This is a genomic window from Spirulina sp. 06S082, from assembly GCF_034932145.1.
Taxonomy (GTDB): Bacteria; Cyanobacteriota; Cyanobacteriia; order Cyanobacteriales; family Spirulinaceae; genus CCY15215.
Map to the genome: position 1 here is coordinate 1 of NZ_JAYGHV010000405.1, position 17,376 is coordinate 17,376.

General features: G+C 41.4%; 12 protein-coding genes and 1 pseudogene. 11 read left to right on the forward strand and 2 right to left on the reverse strand.

Annotated elements, in window-relative coordinates; genetic code table 11:
• From VB714_RS24480 to VB714_RS24490, 3 genes are all read left to right on the forward strand, one after another.
• On the forward strand, nucleotides 1-779 hold a 779-nt coding region (locus tag VB714_RS24480), incomplete at its 5' end, for a hypothetical protein (protein ID WP_323227554.1).
• Between the two features lie 42 nt (nucleotides 780-821).
• Complete coding sequence (locus tag VB714_RS24485) at nucleotides 822-1,649, forward strand: hypothetical protein (RefSeq protein ID WP_323227556.1); 828 nt, start codon at nucleotides 822-824, stop codon at nucleotides 1,647-1,649.
• A 10-nt stretch (nucleotides 1,650-1,659) separates the two neighbouring features.
• Complete coding sequence (locus VB714_RS24490; protein WP_323227558.1) at nucleotides 1,660-3,588, forward strand: AAA family ATPase; 1,929 nt, start codon at nucleotides 1,660-1,662, stop codon at nucleotides 3,586-3,588.
• 155 nt (nucleotides 3,589-3,743) lie between these two features.
• Here the strand turns inward: VB714_RS24490 and VB714_RS24495 are convergent.
• A pseudogene (locus VB714_RS24495) lies at nucleotides 3,744-4,127 on the reverse strand (IS1 family transposase); the annotation flags it as partial.
• A gap of 125 nt (nucleotides 4,128-4,252) precedes the next feature.
• Nucleotides 4,253-5,305: an anthranilate phosphoribosyltransferase gene (trpD, locus tag VB714_RS24500; RefSeq protein ID WP_323227561.1), complete on the reverse strand. Its 1,053-nt coding sequence runs from the start codon at nucleotides 5,303-5,305 to the stop codon at nucleotides 4,253-4,255.
• Nucleotides 5,306-5,458: 153 nt separating this feature from the next.
• Here trpD and VB714_RS24505 point away from each other — a divergent pair, with 153 nt between their 5' ends.
• The 8 genes from VB714_RS24505 to VB714_RS24540 all read left to right on the forward strand — a co-directional run.
• Nucleotides 5,459-7,309: an ABC transporter ATP-binding protein gene (locus VB714_RS24505; RefSeq protein ID WP_323227563.1), complete on the forward strand. Its 1,851-nt coding sequence runs from the start codon at nucleotides 5,459-5,461 to the stop codon at nucleotides 7,307-7,309.
• Between the two features lie 1,276 nt (nucleotides 7,310-8,585).
• Nucleotides 8,586-10,283, forward strand: coding sequence for an aromatic amino acid ammonia-lyase (locus VB714_RS24510; RefSeq protein ID WP_323227564.1), 1,698 nt, complete (start codon nucleotides 8,586-8,588; stop codon nucleotides 10,281-10,283).
• Between the two features lie 80 nt (nucleotides 10,284-10,363).
• A complete protein-coding gene (locus tag VB714_RS24515; RefSeq protein ID WP_323227565.1) occupies nucleotides 10,364-10,711 on the forward strand; it encodes a hypothetical protein in 348 nt (115 codons plus the stop codon).
• A 180-nt stretch (nucleotides 10,712-10,891) separates the two neighbouring features.
• Complete coding sequence (locus VB714_RS24520) at nucleotides 10,892-12,427, forward strand: class I adenylate-forming enzyme family protein (RefSeq protein ID WP_416309785.1); 1,536 nt, start codon at nucleotides 10,892-10,894, stop codon at nucleotides 12,425-12,427.
• A gap of 134 nt (nucleotides 12,428-12,561) precedes the next feature.
• Nucleotides 12,562-14,301 carry a thiamine pyrophosphate-dependent enzyme gene (locus VB714_RS24525; RefSeq protein WP_323227569.1) on the forward strand — a complete coding sequence of 580 codons (1,740 nt, stop codon included), beginning with the start codon at nucleotides 12,562-12,564 and terminating at the stop codon, nucleotides 14,299-14,301.
• A gap of 81 nt (nucleotides 14,302-14,382) precedes the next feature.
• Nucleotides 14,383-15,513: a 3-oxoacyl-ACP synthase III family protein gene (locus VB714_RS24530; protein WP_323227571.1), complete on the forward strand. Its 1,131-nt coding sequence runs from the start codon at nucleotides 14,383-14,385 to the stop codon at nucleotides 15,511-15,513.
• A gap of 111 nt (nucleotides 15,514-15,624) precedes the next feature.
• Nucleotides 15,625-16,593 (forward strand): SDR family NAD(P)-dependent oxidoreductase, encoded by a 969-nt coding sequence (locus VB714_RS24535; protein WP_323227574.1) that lies wholly within the window; start codon nucleotides 15,625-15,627, stop codon nucleotides 16,591-16,593.
• A 437-nt stretch (nucleotides 16,594-17,030) separates the two neighbouring features.
• A partial coding sequence (locus VB714_RS24540) for a protein kinase domain-containing protein (RefSeq protein WP_323227576.1) occupies nucleotides 17,031-17,376 on the forward strand: 346 nt, incomplete at its 3' end.

The following is a 17,376-nucleotide window of genomic DNA, read 5'->3' on the forward strand; positions in this document are numbered from 1 at the left end:
ATACTGGAATCAATGCCACAGAAGCGCCTAGAGACTTCACTTTCACACTGGGTAGAAGGAATTGGATTGGGAAAAGAACTCCTCTAGAGCTAGAATTTCTTGATATTCCGGGAGGTTATCTTTCTTCTCAAACTACCCTCGAGAAAAAAAGGTATTATACTGATGCAGTTGCTGGCAGTGGAGCAACTATTATTGTCGTAGACACAATTGCTTTAATGCACAATCATGGCAAATTTAACGAACAAATTAATCAAGTAAAAGATGTTACCGCACTTCTTAAAAATGCTTATAAAAATATTTTCTACCCCAAACTTGTTATTTTTGTTCCTATTAAATGTGAAACCTATCTTCAAGAAGGTAAAGATTATGAGGATATTATCAACGCGATCAAAATAGCCTATGACGATCTTCTGAAAAATTGTTTATCACCTGTAGTTTTAAATATTGCTGCTGTCATTGCACCTGTTAAAACTGTAGGATGTGTTATTTACTCTGGATATGAAAAAGATCCTTATGGAGGTGTGAAAAATTGGTACTTACGAAAAACCTATGAAGATGCTCCAATGAAGAGAGAATATGCAGACCAACCACTGCGATATCTTCTTCGGTTTCTTTTATGCCAATACCTAAAAGATCAAAAAGGGAGTATTTGGGGTAATTTAAACGACATACTTGGAAGAAACGAAGATTTAAAATCTGCAATTGAAAGATTTTCTAATATCAATCAAATGAATGTTCCCTCTGAAATTTTGCAGGGTCATCATTTATTGAAGTGCTGAAAATTGGTTGAAGCTAAAAAATAAGGAGATGAATTTAAAACTATGAATTTAGAACTTTACATTCGCAGTCGCGGATTTAATCAAAACTTTGATTACTGCTGGACACAAGTTACAGAAAATACCCACGATAGAAAAGAGACGCTGCCAGAATTGTTTGAAAACGATGCAAACACTTTAATATATAGCGAAAGTTCATCATTGATATTATCAAGACGTAATGATCGATTATTTCTTTTAATTACTGCCATAGAACCTAAAGAAAGATTAGACTTTTCGGGTCGTCAAGTTCGTATTTCTATTGCTTGGATAGGAGACGATCTCAAAGAGAATGAGTTGGTTTTCAGGAAAATGGCTGCACAAGTTTTAACTGACGAAGGAATTTCCCAAATAACAGAACAAATTTCGGAGGCAGTAACTTTTGGCGGTCAATATGGTTTTCAAGGAGATTTTATTAAGTTACAAAATATCATAAAATTGGATACTGATATCGACTCAATTCAAAGTAACACTTTAACTGAGTACAAGCAAACATCTCATAAACTGGCAAAGCTAACACCTCAAATGAAGAAAAAACTGGCTGAGGAGTTATTGCAATTTCAATTACCTAAAGTGGTTTCATCTTCTGAGGGTTATCCTCTAGTAGTAGTAACTGAAATTAAGAAAGAAGAAACTCTCAGAAAGGCATTTGTTTGGCGAGGTTTATCCGGTTTAATTGACAGAGACGATTGGTGGATTTATTATCCACCCGCTCAACATCTAGGAGAGTTACTTTGGTTTGTTATGAGGACTCTGTTTAAGTTTAATAGAGAATGGGGACGTGATTTCAGAGCTATTTTAGAGTCTGTATTTCTCAACTCAGATGATTTATAGGGAGTCTATTGTGAACTGTATTATGAGATTTATTCACAAAATCCTAGATTTTATAGATAGGCTTAATGATTACCATGATGGTTTGAAAGGAACAGCTTTGCCGTCAGACTCGCCAATCTACGTTGGACGGGAAATAGATTCTCAAGTTTATCTTCTATTAAAATCAAACGATCCAAACATTACTACTTGCTACGTCTTTGGAACACCTCAATCAGGAAAGTCTAGTTTAGCCCTAAGATTAATAGGTATTTTAGAAAAAGAAGACAAGTCTTGTATATTTTTCCCAGTCAAGACAAAAGTACGTCCTCTAAATGGCAATTCTTTTTTCTCAAGTTTAGCACACGACATATTGCACAGAATTAAATTGGAGAATGAAGAATTAGAGCTTACAATTAAAGCGAACTGGTTGGAACAAGATAGTCAACCTTGGATGAGTAAATTTGAAGAACTATTGAAAATTATCTTACAAACTTTTACCACAGAGTACAAGGTATATATTTTTATTGATGATATTCAAGAACTTGAATCTAATGTTATCCAAGATTTTATGAAAATCATAAAAAAACTAAATGATTCATTTCAAAATAATCTTTTCTTTGTGATTTTCGGCGGACTTCATCCAAAGAATTTTGAAAATATTGCCGATCCCAAAACACAAACAATATTTAGAGTATTTCATATAAAATCTTTTGTCGGTGAATGCCGATCTCTTGCATTTGGAATGACATCATTGATGCAAGAAATACTAATATGGACTGGTGGACAGCCTTTGATGACTTTAGCTATAGCACATTTAACTAGAAGAAAGTTTGCCAAAAAAGAACAATGGGATAATTTGCAATCTTTATTTGAAGATTTTATTAAACACAAAGTAATTGATAATTGGGAAAATCACTCTTTGCTCGCGTTGCACAAACAATCAATAAGTAACTATTTTATTCGCGGATCTCCAGAGAAAAAAAGGATCGAGTTTTATGCTTTAGAAGAATATAAATCTATCCTGCTTCAGGCATCAAGACAAATCTCTCACATTGAAGAAAGTCTAACCCAAAGAATTTTGATTGAATCTGGCTTGGTCACTAAGGTAGGAGATGCTATAATGATAGCAAATCCAATCTACAGACAAATTTTCAATCGACAGTGGACTAATTCAATTCAACAAAGTATTCACTTAAGAGGAGAACAAATGAAACCTAGTTATTCAATTTGCGATCGAGATTTTTTCTTTCTTGTTGATGCTAGTGCATCAATGAGACTACCTGTATCAAATAGAAAGAATAAAAAGCGATTTGACTCAATTCAAGAATCCGTGCAAGGACACATCGATGAAATTCTCTCCTATCAAGACTCAGATACAGGAAAAAAAATTTGTGATGACGTAACTCTTGCATTTTTCAACATTGACAGAAAATCTAACAGAATCTATGGAGTTTTAGATTTGACAACTGTTCAAGAAAAATTTCTGGACACGAAACCCGCAGGAGATACCTATATTGCACCTACATTCTCACACCTATTATCCCAGTGGCTTCGAGATCGACAACAAGGACGTGGTGCAGGAGTTGTTATTTATCTTGATGGACTTGTAGATGATCGCCCTGAATTCATCCAAGCAGTAAGAAAGATTGCAAGTGAATTAGATCATCATTCAGATTTAAAAATTTTAATTGTAGGAATTGGCGATGCAATCAATTCTTACAAAACTGTTAAGTGGTATCTCGAACTAGATCTTAATGGTCATGACTTCAGAGATAGTAGCAATAATCCCTGCAACATAGCTATCTTCAACCGTATGGATGATGTAAACGAGCTTGGAGGAGTAATTCCAGCAATTGAGAAACAGTTGATTGAAGAACCAAAAGCTGGATTGGATGATTGGATAAACGAGGAATTCCCTGACCTCTATGCGGAGCTTAAAGAAAAATACAATATTCCCTAAATTGGTCGTAATTGTTGGAGACAATGTAGGCATCCCTATTAAATTCAGGTCAACTGACAGGGGATGTGGAATATCTTTCATTCCAAAGCTGCCCGAATTTTCCTTTTTCGAGCAGCTTTTACAATTTCTCATACCGCACAAGCGAGCAGGTAGTCCTAAACAGATAAGGATGAGTTGTAGTGATGGATAAAAAGCCAAATAGCACCAATGTGATTTTCAAGTTTCTTGGAGAAAGAGAGAGTTCTTCTCACTAAGCGAGAAATGCGTTGCCGCATCGTACAATTGAATCGCTCAATACGATTGGTTTGTCCAGTCTCTTTACCCACTGCCTTGTGGCGCTTGCTGGGAAATATCAAAGCATAGGCACGCCAAAAATCTGTATAAGCAACGGCACACTGACGATAGATGCTTGGTAATAAATCCCAAAGTTGTCGTGCCCCTTTTTCGGAGCGATTCTCCTCTGGAGAGGCTTTGCCAACGCCAACATAAACACCCACAATCTCACCTGTGTCAATATCAATAGCCAGCCAAATCCATCTGGACATTTAAGCATTGATTTAGACTGATAATTTCGGCTTTTAATATTATATCCTTACTTCTGACGGACTGCCAGAATTTCTAGTTATAAAAAATAGCGATCGCATTTTCAGCCTAATTTCCCGATCTAACTCTCCAAAAATTTAACCAACGCTTCAACCTTGTCCCAAGCGGCACCACTTTGGAGGATTTCTCGCGCTTTTTCTACTCCTTTAGCATGGTCTAAAAACGGCACAGCTTCGCCAACTTGCAACGCTAAAGACGTATTTAAAGCCACCACATCTTGATGTGCCTGAGTGCCTTTTCCTTGTAAAACATTGCGTAAAATCTCCGTATTTTCGGCAACTTCCCCCCCTCTTAATTCGGCCAGAGAAGCCCGAGTAATGCCCAAAGACCCAGGATCGAGAATCTGCGATCGCGTCGTCCCATCCGCAACAACAGCCAAATCTGTTGCATCCCCTAAACCCGCTTCATCCAGCTTTTCCCGTCCGTGTAAAACGATCGCCTTAGACATTCCCAACATTTGTAATGCTTCCGCCATTCTCGGCACAAACTGCCCGTCAAATACCCCAATAACTTGCCCCGTCGGCCGCAGAGGATTCACCAAAGGACCCAACAAATTAAAGACCGTCCGGACTTTTAAGATTTTGCGAAAAGGGACAACTGCTTTCATAGCAGGATGCCAACCTGGGGCAAATAAGAAAGTAATCCCCACCTCCGACAATGCCCCCCGAATCTTCTCTGGATGCGCCTTTAAATGCACTCCAAGGGCTTCTAAAACATCCGCAGACCCCACCTTACTCGAAGCGGAACGATTGCCGTGTTTCGCCACTGCAACCCCCCCAGCCGCACAAACAAAGGCCACGGCTGTAGAAATATTAAAGGTATTGCCCCCATCGCCCCCCGTCCCACAAGTATCGATAACCGGGCGATCGTAGGCGATCGCCTCTTGCTGCAAAGATTGAGCCTGCAAAACCCGTGCCATTCCCGCCAATTCTGCCGCCGATACCCCCTTGGCTTGAATTGCTGCTAAGATGGCACCGGAGAGAACCGCAGGAATCTCTTCTTTTAGCCAACCTTGCATCAATTGAGAGGCTTGATCTTGAGAGAGAGATTGGCGATCGAGAAGTTGTTGGAGAAAATCAGGCCAGTTTGTTTCTGTTGTCACGCTTTGTACCATTTTTTGTGTGAATTAAGTTGAGATAATAAGAGATGGGGCTTTCCCCTTTTTTATTAAGCTCGATATTGCATAATTGCTGTTCAAGATACAAGGTTTAGGGTGCTAAATTGTTAAAATCATTCTGAATTTTTTCGCGCTAACGCCTAACATCGCATGACCGATACCGTTCTTAACGTTCGTAACCTACAAGTTCAATTTTTCACGGAAGATAACTCCATTCTTGCTGTTGATGGCATTGATTTTAAAATCGATCGCGGTCAAACCCTCGGTATTGTTGGAGAATCTGGATCGGGAAAATCTGTGACTTCTTTAGCTATTCTCGGTTTGATTCCCTATCCAGGAAAAATTACCGAGGGAGAAATTTGGTTTTGTCCCAAACCTGGAGAGAATCCGATCGATTTACAAGCATTACCCGAGGAGAAACGGCGAGAATATCGCGGGGGGGCGATCGCCATGATCTTTCAAGAACCCATGTCCGCCCTCAATCCAGTTTATAACATCGGGTTTCAACTCACAGAAGCCATTCGCCTGCATCAAGAAGTCTCCCCTTCTGAAGCAAGACGAAGGGCGATCTTATCTTTACAAGAAGTTCGGCTTTTACCGTCTGATGAAGAGTTACAAAAAACCATTGTTGAAGAACGCAAAGAACAAGGTGGAGAAGCGATCGGGGAACGGGATTTAATTAAGGAAATTAACGAACGGAAAAGAGCGATTCTCAAGCGCTATCCTCACGAATTATCAGGAGGACAATTACAGCGAGTTACGATCGCCATGGCCATTTCTTGTAATCCCACTTTATTAATTGCAGACGAACCCACAACGGCGCTTGATGTAACCGTACAAGCTAGTATTCTAAACTTATTGCGAGACTTGTGTAAAGCGCGAGAAATGTCGATGATTTTTATTACCCACGATCTCGGGGTAATTGTGGAAGTCGCCGATCGCATAGCCGTCATGTATAAGGGGAAAATTGTCGAGGAGGGCGATCGCGATCGCATTTTTCATCATCCTCAACACCCTTATACCAAAGGTTTATTAGCTTGTCGTCCTCGCTTAGATATGAAGGTGGATTTCTTGCCTACTGTTGCGGATTTTATGGAAGTTGAAGCAGGAGAAAACGGTCAAATTATTATCCGAGAAAAGGAACACAATACTGTTGAACATTCCCACCCAAAAACTCAAAAATCAAAACCGCAAATTGCAAAGCCGATACTCTCTGTCGATCGCTTAGTCGTCGGCTTTCCTTTAAAAAGTGTTTTTGGTTTAACCAAACAGTATTTTAAGGCAGTGAATGATGTTTCTTTCAAGGTTTATGAAGGAGAAACCTTGGGATTAGTGGGGGAGTCTGGCTGTGGTAAATCAACCTTAGCACGAACATTATTACGCCTCACGCCGGAATTAAAAGGAACGATTGTTTTTGCTGGAAATTCGATTACTAAAATTGCTAAAAAGCGCTTGCGTCATTTGCGAAGGGAGATACAAATTATTTTCCAAAATCCTTATAATTCTCTCAATCCTCGCTTGAGTGTTGGCAAGGCAATTATGGAACCGTTACAGGTTCACGAAATCGGAAAAAACGATCGCGATCGCCGCGATCGCGCTGCTTATTTATTAGAACGAGTGGGATTATCTGCTGATGATATGAAGTCCTATCCTCACGAGTTTTCTGGAGGACAACGACAGCGTGTTTGTATTGCAAGGGCTTTGGCACTTAACCCTAAGTTTATTATCTGTGATGAGTCGGTTTCAGCATTAGATGTATCGGTGCAAGCGCAGGTTTTAAACTTATTAAAAGAGTTACAAACTGAGTTTGGTTTGACCTATATTTTCATTTCTCACGATTTAAGCGTCGTTAAATTTATGAGCGATCGCATTATGGTCATGAATCGTGGCAAAATTGAAGAAATCGACCAAGCTGATGAGATTTACGAAAATCCTAAAACTGATTACACTCGTCAGCTTATTGCTTCTATTCCTACAGGGGATTTTCAGGTGGAAGTCTAAATTACTTGACGAGAAGCTAGGCGATCGCCGATTTTGAAGCGGAAGATATTTTCTCGAGTATAGCGCGATCGTTAAAGTTACTCTCCTTTTGTAAAAGGGAATGTGCTTAAAAAAATTTAGTCTCTGGTGCGATCGCAACGAAGGCGATCGCTAAGTTCCGATCGAGTATTTCTTCTCTTTTACTTAGTAAAAATACTTAGTAAAAAATACTGAATTAGTACAAGAAGACTGTCCTGCTGATTACATTCAAGTCGGTATTCCGTTCTCTAAAAACAGTCCACTGTATTTTTGATGACATTTTGTTTACAATTGCAATGGTTAAACTCTGAAATATTGATATTTTTTCAATACCACCCCAATATAAACGGACAAGAGAACATGAAGATGATTCATACAAAAAATGAACGATCCACACAGAATTGAACCTTGATAGAACTATCAATTTAGACAAGGTACACATTTTTTTCAAGACAAGATGAAGCTGAAAACCCACTTCGTAAAGATTACGTAAAAATCACGAAAAGAATTGACAGGGATCACTCACTCTGCTATTCTTATTAATGTAAAGAAAGAACGGATTCCTTCCACCCTCCGAGTAATTACGGTCAAATAAAATAAACGACCGAGTACAGGGAGTTAGGTAGAAGGATGCGTTGGTGCAAAGCAACTAAAAGCAACTTGAATATTGTTTAACTTGGGGGTTTTAACATAAACTCTTGTTGCCTTTGTTACCCTAACTATCTTTACTAAACCATCTTGGTTTCTACTAGATTAGATCGATCTAAACAAGCGATCTAAACAAGCGATCTAAACAAGCGATCTAAACAAGCGATCTAAACAAGGCTCTAAACAAAGGTGTAGAGCCTTGAGAGAAATGAATAAGGACATTATCCTTATCTTATGTCCTTATCTAAATCCAAAAAACTTATCAGATCGCTTCCAAAAACAAAAACAAAAAAAAAAAAACAAATACGTCTAAAACTTTGGTTTATTAGGGTTTGGTGTCGGTTCTAAAACCTCTAGAACACTAACCTGAAGGATTGCCTGAAATGCTTGTTCTGTCGGTTTAAACGTTTGGGCAAGAAACGTTTAAACCTAGCATTGCAAGTCCCTGAAACTCGATTCTTAATCTATTTCAGTTATCTATTTCAGTTATCTATTTCAGTGGTGTGTATTGCGGTATCACCCTAACACCATTACCCTAGCACCGAAATGAAGACGATGAAGTGATTGCGATCACAATAAAAACAATATTTCCTTCTGGGAGAGAAAAAAAATGACAGTTTCGGTTTCATCACTACCGTTCATTCGGAGTGCATCGGGTGTTGCATCAGGTAATGTTATTGCTGGAGAGAAACGATTGACGATTGATGATGTCGCCAACGTTGCTCGCCATAACGCTCAGGTGCATCTGAGTCAAAAAGAAGAAGTATTGGCACGAGTGCAGGCATCTTGCGATTATGTTGCGGATGCGGTTGAAAATGGTAAGCCCATTTATGGCGTAACGACAGGATTTGGCGGTATGGCCAATCAAGCGATCGCCCCAGATGAAGCAGCAGAATTGCAAAGTAACTTAATCTGGTTCTTAAAAGCTGGAGCAGGTAAACGCTTGTCCAATGCTGACGTTCGTGCCGCCATGTTATTGCGAGTCAACGCACTAATGCAAGGCGCATCAGGAATTCGTTTAGAATTAATCGAACGTTTGGCAACCTTTCTTAACGCAGGTGTAACGCCTCATGTCTGCGAGTTTGGTTCGATTGGTGCAAGCGGAGATTTAGTTCCCCTCGCTCATATTACAGGAGCCGTCATCGGCTTAGACGAGAGCTTTACTGTTGACTATAACGGTCGGGAAATGTCGGCATTGCAAGCCTTGGACATTTTGGAAATGTCCCCCACAAATCTGCTTCCGAAAGAAGGTCTGGCCATGACCAACGGCACCTCCGTGATGACCGGAATTGCGTCTCTGTGCGTGCGGGATGCAAAAGTATTACTGTCTTTAGCCATGGGCGCTCATGCCTTAATGCTGCAAGGATTAGGAGGAACAAATCAATCCTTCCATCCCTTCATCCACCAACTCAAACCCCACTTCGGACAGCGTTGGTCAGCAGAGAAAATGATTGAACTCCTCGATGGTTCCGGATTAAGTCGAGATGAATTAGACGGAAGCCATGATATTCGCGGTAAAGAACTCATTCAAGATCGCTACTCTCTTCGGTGTTTGCCCCAGTATATCGGACCGATCGCCGATGGAATTCTGGATGTTGCTCAACAAATGGAAGTGGAATTGAACTCCGTCACCGATAACCCCCTCATTGATGTCGAGATGGATCGCAGTTACCATTGTGGCAACTTCCTCGGTCAATATGTTGGCGTAGGCATGGATCGAGTGCGCCATCTTCTCGGATTACTGGCCAAGCACCTCGATGTACAAATTGCCCTTTTAGTTACGCCAGAATTTAGCGGCGGTTTGACACCTTCCCTAGTGGGAAATACAGAGCGAAAAGTGAACATGGGACTGAAAGGATTGCAGATTGCAGGTAATTCCTTAATGCCCTTATTAACCTTCTACGGTAACTCCATCGCCGATCGCTATCCTACCCACGCCGAGCAGTTTAATCAAAACATTAATTCCCAAGGATTTGCCTCCGCTAATCTTGCTCGCACTGCGATCGACATTTTCCATCAATACATGGCAATTTCTTTAATGTTTTCCGTCCAAGCTGTGGACTTGCGAACGCATCATATTGCCGGACATTATAATTCTCCGGAACTTCTTTCTCCTGCCACATTGCCTTTATATAATGCTGTGCGAAATGTAATTGGTAAACCTGCTTCCGGCGATCGCCCTTATATCTGGAATGATTTTGAGCAATCCCTCAACGAACATATTGCTCTGATTGCTGCTGATATCGCCACCGAAGGCAAGATTGTCAAAGCCGTCGGCGAGACCCTCTCCAGTTTATCGGGCATTTAATTTCGCCAATTTTTAGAAGCGATTTCTAAACGCATTACGTCTCCTACTCCATCTTCACTTCATATACTGCAGGTCAAATAATGGTACAGCAAAATATCTACCTGAAATCCTTACCAAATCCTTACTTTACCTTTGAAGAAAACCCAATTTCTCTCGGAAAATCTCAAGATAAACAACTCAAAGAAATCGCTGAAATCGGTCGTCAATGTTTTGCGATCGCCTGCTTGAATAAAGAAGATTGGCAGCAAATCGGTACGGCAATTAGTCCTGTTAGTATCCGTCCCATTCAGAAGCGAGTTCATCAGCAATTCCTACCCTCTCATCGAGTTCTCAAACAGTTTGCCGCAACAACCAATCAGTGTTGGAAACTTATTTCTCTAGGAAATGAAGATTGGCAAAATATGACAAATTTTTTCTCGCGCCAGTAGCTGCACTACCATAGAGGAATTAGAGGAATTTGGACAACTTGACGATCGCGATTAGGGGTAATTAGCGATCGCCCAATGAAAATTTTCAGAGTTCACTTCGAGTCCAAATTTTTGCGATCGCCATCGATCATTTGTCATTTCATTTGTCAACTTTAAGAATCAGGGTTACTACCAATGGTTATGAATATTGCTCAAAATGTTGAGCGCGGCGCTAAATTTGTTCCGAACAAATCTGCCATTTTGTTTGAATCGAAAACCTTCACTTATCAAGAATTAAACGAACGAGTCAATCGCGCGGCTAATGGTTTGCGGACTTTGGGCGTTAGCAAAGGCGATCGCGTCGCCTTATTTCTGCCCAATATTCCCGAATTTGTCTTTGTTTATTTGGGCATTCAAAAATTAGGCGCGATCGCAGTTTCCATCAGCGCTGCTTTGAAAAGCGATGAAGTGAAATTTATTCTCAATGACTGTACCGCTTCCGTCATCGTCACGACGGAAGAATTAGTACAAAACGTTCCCATCGACGATTTGGCTTATCTGCAACATATCCTCATTGCTGAAGGAGAAACCACCGTTGGCAAAAGCCTTGCTACATTAATGGCAGCATCTTCTCCAGAACTGCAAGCTGCAAAAATGGAGCGAGACGATCCTGCCGCCATCCTCTATACTTCAGGAACGACGGGATTTCCTAAAGGCGCAGTCCTCAGCCATGGGAATGTAATTTCTAATATGTACTCCGTCAACTACTCTTGCGGAATGCGTAATGATGATAAACTTTTGCTTTATCTCCCTTTATTCCATTGTTTCGGCCAAAACTTCATTCTCAATGCAGGATTGAATGCTTGTGCGACCATTGTTTTGCAACGTCGTTTTGACCCCGAGAAAGTTTTTGAAGCCATTACTCGCGAAAAGATCACCATGTTCTTTGGAGTACCAACAGTCTTTATTCGGATGCTGGAGATGTTCCCCGATTATGACTTTAGCTCCATTCGTTTCAACTTCAGTGCGGCGGCTCCAATGAGTCCAGAAATCGTGCGTCGCTGGCAAAAAAAACACGGGCAAGTCATTTACGAGGGCTATGGATTAACAGAAACTTCGCCTTTTGCCGCTTACAATCATCCCATGCAGTATAAATTTGGTTCCGTAGGGATGCCCATTCCCAATGTGGAAATGAAAGTCGTCGATGAAGAAGATAAAGAAGTTTCTCTCGGGGAAGTAGGAGAATTGGTAATTCGCGGTCCAAATGTGATGTTGGGATACTGGAAGCGTCCGGAAGTGAATGCGGAAGTGATCAAAAATGGCTGGTTTTATACTGGGGATCTCGGCTGGATGGATGAGGACGGCTATTTTTATATTGCCGATCGCCTCAAAGACATGATTAATCTTTCCGGTTTTAAGGTTTACCCCAGCGAAGTTGAGCGGGTCTTTTATCAACATCCAGAAGTGTCAGAGGTGGCGGTTTACGGCGTACCCCATCCCACAAAAGGGGAAATGGTCAAAGCAAACGTTTGTTTGAAAGAAGGTTGTTCTGTAACAGTTGAAGAATTACAGGCTTTCTGTGAAGAACATATCGCAAACTATAAAGTGCCGAAAGTGATTGAATTGGTCACTTCTTTCCCCAAAAACCCCACCGGCAAAATTTTGAAGCGGGTTTTGCGACAACAGAATATTCGCAAGATTGCCAGTAAAAATAAACCCGTTGCATTTGCCAATTAATTGCACAACTTGTTTGGAGGAGAACTAATTTTACCTTCCTCTCCTTACTTTCCCGAACCTTTCCATTGCCACAACAATAGGAATGGGTTCAAAGACTTTTACGATCCGTTACAAAACTTAGAGCAAGAGCTTCGATGATTACACCAAACTCCCCTTTCCTACAAAAACATCCTGAAATTCAACTCCCTCTACAATCTACTCCCACTTCTGTTTCTGTCGCTGAAGCAGTAGTTACCATGCTGCGGGAATTGGGCGTAGAATATGCCTTTGGCGTGTCTGGTGGCGCGATCGCCCCCCTTTGGTCAGCTTTAGAAGCCAGCAAAATTCAAGTTTTGCATTTTCGCCACGAGACAGGTGCAGCTTTTGCCGCAGCAGAGGCTTATTTTGCCAGCGATCGCCCAGTGGTGATTTTTACGACAACAGGACCCGGACTCACCAATGCGATCACGGGCTTATTATCGGCTCGTTGGGAAGGCGCTAAAGTGATTTTTATCTCTCCTTCCACCTCCTCCCCGCAACGAGGACGGTGGGCATTTCAGGAAACCAGTGGCTATACAATGCCAGTGTCAGGATTATTTACGTCAGGTTCTCTATTCCACTATGCTCACACCCTTGAATCTGGAGAAGAATTACCCCAAGTGTCGCGACGGTTGGAAGCCGGACTCAATCAACCAGGAGGATTTGTCGCTCACGTGAGTATTCCTACGGGGATTCAATCGAGTCCAACCAAAGCGCTTCCGGCGATCGGGCGTTTGGCGATCGGCACGATGACAGCAAGTGAAGCGGAAATTGCCCAGGCTGCGGAATTGCTCTCGGAAGGCGAATTTGCCATCTGGGTTGGTTTTGGCGCGCGAAAGGCGGCGGGAATGATTCGTCAATTGGCAGAGCGATCGGGTGCACCAGTGATGTGTTCTGCCCGAGGTAAGGGCGTTTTTCCGGAAGACCATTCTCAATTTCTCGGAGTGACAGGATTTGGAGGACATGGTTCAGTCTTGAATTATATGCAGGAGTATTTACCAAAGCGGGTGTTAGTTTTGGGAACACGCTTAGGTGAGTTTACTTCTTTCTGGAGTCCGATGATGGTACCAGAGGAGGGGGGTTTTATTCATGTCGATCTCGATCCAACGGTGTTTGGTGTGGCTTACCCTCATGCAGAAACTTTGGGAATTTGTTCGGATATTGGCGCGTTTGTAACGAGTTTATTAAAGTACTTTCCTGAAGGTTCTCATCATTCCCCTCGAGGGCTGCAGCCAGAACCCTTAATCGCGCCCTCTCTGGGTCAAAGTCCGATACATCCTGAAGTCCTAATGGCGGCGATTCAAGCAGTTATTGTAGACGGTAGCGATGCGGTGGTGATGACAGAAGCGGGGAATTCTTTTGCTTGGGGAACTCATACTTTACGGTTTGCCCAACCCGATCGCTATCGCACCAGTATGGGGTTTGGCTCGATGGGTCATGCAGGAACAGGGGTTTTAGGGGCGGCTTTGGGTCGTAATGGTAAAGCTGTGGCAATTCTCGGGGATGGCTCAATGTTGATGAATAGTGAAGTAAGTACGGCAGTGCAATACGGAATTCCGGCTGTTTGGATCGTTCTAAATGATTCTCACTACAATATGTGCCATCAAGGGATGCGAATGTTGGGACATAAGCACGTCGATGCTAATATCCCCGACACGGATTTTGCCGCGATCGCTCGGGCAATGGGGGCGGAGGGCGTTCGTATTAAGTGCGAGTCTGAGGTTCGGGAGGCGCTACAACAAGCAATGCAATCTCAGATGCCTGTTGTATTAGATGTGCGGATCGATCCGAGCCAAAAGGCTCCCATCGGCAGCCGTATTAAGAGTCTGAAATCTCAAGAAAAAGTTGCGGCTTGATGAAAGGCGATCGGGGCTATAGAAGCTCCGATATTATAGTTTGTAAACAACATTGAAATTAGAAAAAAGGAGCAATAAAGAATGCGTCAACCTGTAGGAATTCGTGCATTAGCTGTCAGTTTTCCAAAGACAATTCGTACCAATGACTATTGGCGAACAAAATATCCAGAATTAGTAGAACAAGCAGAGGAGAAAAATCTGGCTAAAACTTTTTCAGTTGCAGATTCGATACCGGATAGTCCCTTCGATGTCGCCATGCGTCCATATCTTTTAGATACATTTCGAGGAACGGTAGAACGACGCATTTTAATTGAAGATGAGTCCCCTTTAATGCTTGAAAAAAAAGCAGCAACAGATGCACTTCAAGCTGCTCAATTACTTCCCGAACAGGTCGATTTAATGTTAGTGGCTTCAATCTTCCCCGAGCAGATTGTACCGGGTAATGCTTCCTATCTTGCTGGTGTTTTGGGATTGCAAGGTGCAGCATGGAATATCGAGTCAACTTGTTCTAGTGCTTTAGTGGCTCACCAAACAGCTTGTGCGTTGGTACGTTCTGGAGAGTATCGTAATGTATTGGTTGTTGTTTCTAATACTTATTCCCGTTTAGCAGATGAGCGAGATTCATTTTCATGGTTTCTTGGGGATGGCGCAGGAGCATTTGTCGTTGGCGAATTAAAAGAAAATCAAGGAATTTTAAGCACGAAAATTCTCAATACTTCTAGCAGTTGTGGTTCGTTCTTTTGCGAATTTATTAATGATGCAGAAGGCCGGGCAAAAATGATGATGCGAGCCAGCAAAGACGCGCCGCGAATGTTTCGGGATACAACAAAATTTATTCGCAAATGTTGCGATGATGCGATCGCTGCGGCGGGGGTAACGTTAGAAGAAATTGACTTTTTTATTTTCAATACTCCGATGGCTTGGTATGCAGATGTTTGTACTCGCGTTCTCGGCATCGATCCCGAACGAACAATTGATATGAACGCTAAATATGCCAATATTGGTGCTGTCCTTCCCGTATCCGGTTTATATCACGCCGCCTACGAGGGTAAAATTCGCGAAAACGATTTAGTCCTTATCTATACTATTGGCTCGTCATCCAATGCAGGAGCTTCTTTAGTGCGATGGGGAGATGTTGCGATCGGGCCTTTCCCCGAAGCCTCTATTGGAGAAGACTCTCTAAACAGCAAAGTTGCTGTAGGCGTAAGATAAAATCTAAGCGATCCTCATTGGATGGAGAGGGCTTTGACTAAAATCACTATATCCTCTCCAAATTCTTGATTTACCGTACATATCCCGTCAAACAAATAATGGGTATCGAAAATGAATAAAAACCTCAAAGGTCAAATTGCCTTGGTCACTGGAGCGAGTAGAGGAGTTGGTAAAGGGATTGCCATTGGATTAGGTGAGTCTGGTGCTACTGTTTATATTACAGGACGTACTATTAAACCGATAAACAACAACACTGATGGGAGTCTCCAAGAAACTCAAACTGCTGTTGAAAAAGCTGGAGGAACTTGCATCCCCATTCAAGTAGATCATAGTGATGACAAACAAATCCGGCAATTATTTGAACGTATTGACGAAGAACAAGAAGGAAAATTAGATATTCTCGTCAATAATGCTTATGCAGGTGGACAAACTCTACTTGATTCTTTTAGTAAATCTTTTTGGGAATCCGATCCAACTCTGTGGGACGTAGCAAATAATGTGGGGTTACGTAGCCATTATATTACGAGTGTTTATGCAGCTCGAATGATGATAAAACGCAAAACAGGATTTATTTGTAATATTTCATCATGGGCCGGTGTATCTTATGTTTTTAGCGTTCCCTATGGTGTAGGCAAATCCTCTTGCGATCGGCTTGCTTCTGATATGGCACAAGAATTGAAACAATATAATGTAACCTCTATTTCCGTCTACCCCGGAATTGTGGGCACCGAAATGACCACTAATTTTGACTGGAAAGAATATCCAGATAGTTTTAAAACTGCATTTGGCCACGGTTATTATAACTGGGAAACTCCTTTATTTACAGGACGCGCTATTGCTGCATTGGCATCAGATCCAAATCTTATTAAACAAACCGGTCGCGTCCGCATTGTCGCAGAAGTTGCACAAAAATATGGTTTTTTTGATAAAGATGGTAATCGTCCTGTATCATTTCGTTCTCTCCGATTTAGTTTGCCAATGGCAAATTCGTTTTTGAGAAAATATCCTTGGCTTGTTCCTGACATTAAAATTCCTTGGTTTATTATTTTATTGACTATGTTAAGTTCGCCAAAAATTTGACTCGCCAAGCTATCCATTGTAAACCTCGATAAATGTACTAAATATATTTTAGTGATATCTTTTTGCGCCTAGATACGGAATCAAACAAAATAAATTCTTTTGTGAGTTGCAGTTTTCAGAGCCTAATTGTTTTTTTGTGAGATTTTGTATTCTGAATAAATTATCGGTAGAATTTTTAAAAGTAGACTTTTAGAAGGATATTAAGGTTTACTTTCTTAGAATAGAAGGCATAATGGACTCATACAGTGTGTTTTTCTTGTTCTGAAATTATTTTGGGACAAAAAAAGAATAATCTGAAGATATAGCGCTCTCAATTTGTCGAGATACGCTTTTAAATAGACGAGAGCTTGCTCCATCTGAATAATACCTTTAGCATGGTACAGGGTTGCAACTCCTCTTATCGAGATTCTGTCACTTGTCTGTTGAAAAAGTTTCCTATGAACATCTCCTTACCCGGTTATCAAATCTTCCAAACCGTCCATCAAGGCAACAAAACGGTTATTTATCGCGGCAAACAGGAGTCTAATGCTCAACCCATTATCATCAAAACCCTCAAAGCAGAATATCCTACCCTAGAAGAAATTACGCGCCTGCGTCACGAACATCGCATCATTGAGTCCTTAGAAAGTGAAAATATTATTAAGGCTTACGATTTGCTTCCCTGTCAACACGGTTTAGCTTTGATTTTGGAAGAATTTGGGGGAGTCTCCTTAAAACAGTTAATTTCCGATCGCACCCTCTCAATCGACAAGTTTCTCGAAGTTGCCATTATTCTTGCTCAAA

Coding starts and splice junctions, on each gene's coding strand:
- VB714_RS24485 (WP_323227556.1), top strand. CDS start 822: ATGAATTTAGAACTTTACATTCGCAGTCGCGGATTTAATCAAAACTTT.
- trpD (WP_323227561.1), bottom strand. CDS start 5,305: ATGGTACAAAGCGTGACAACAGAAACAAACTGGCCTGATTTTCTCCAA.
- VB714_RS24505 (WP_323227563.1), top strand. CDS start 5,459: ATGACCGATACCGTTCTTAACGTTCGTAACCTACAAGTTCAATTTTTC.
- VB714_RS24510 (WP_323227564.1), top strand. CDS start 8,586: ATGACAGTTTCGGTTTCATCACTACCGTTCATTCGGAGTGCATCGGGT.
- VB714_RS24515 (WP_323227565.1), top strand. CDS start 10,364: ATGGTACAGCAAAATATCTACCTGAAATCCTTACCAAATCCTTACTTT.
- VB714_RS24520 (WP_416309785.1), top strand. CDS start 10,892: ATGAATATTGCTCAAAATGTTGAGCGCGGCGCTAAATTTGTTCCGAAC.
- VB714_RS24525 (WP_323227569.1), top strand. CDS start 12,562: ATGATTACACCAAACTCCCCTTTCCTACAAAAACATCCTGAAATTCAA.
- VB714_RS24530 (WP_323227571.1), top strand. CDS start 14,383: ATGCGTCAACCTGTAGGAATTCGTGCATTAGCTGTCAGTTTTCCAAAG.
- VB714_RS24535 (WP_323227574.1), top strand. CDS start 15,625: ATGAATAAAAACCTCAAAGGTCAAATTGCCTTGGTCACTGGAGCGAGT.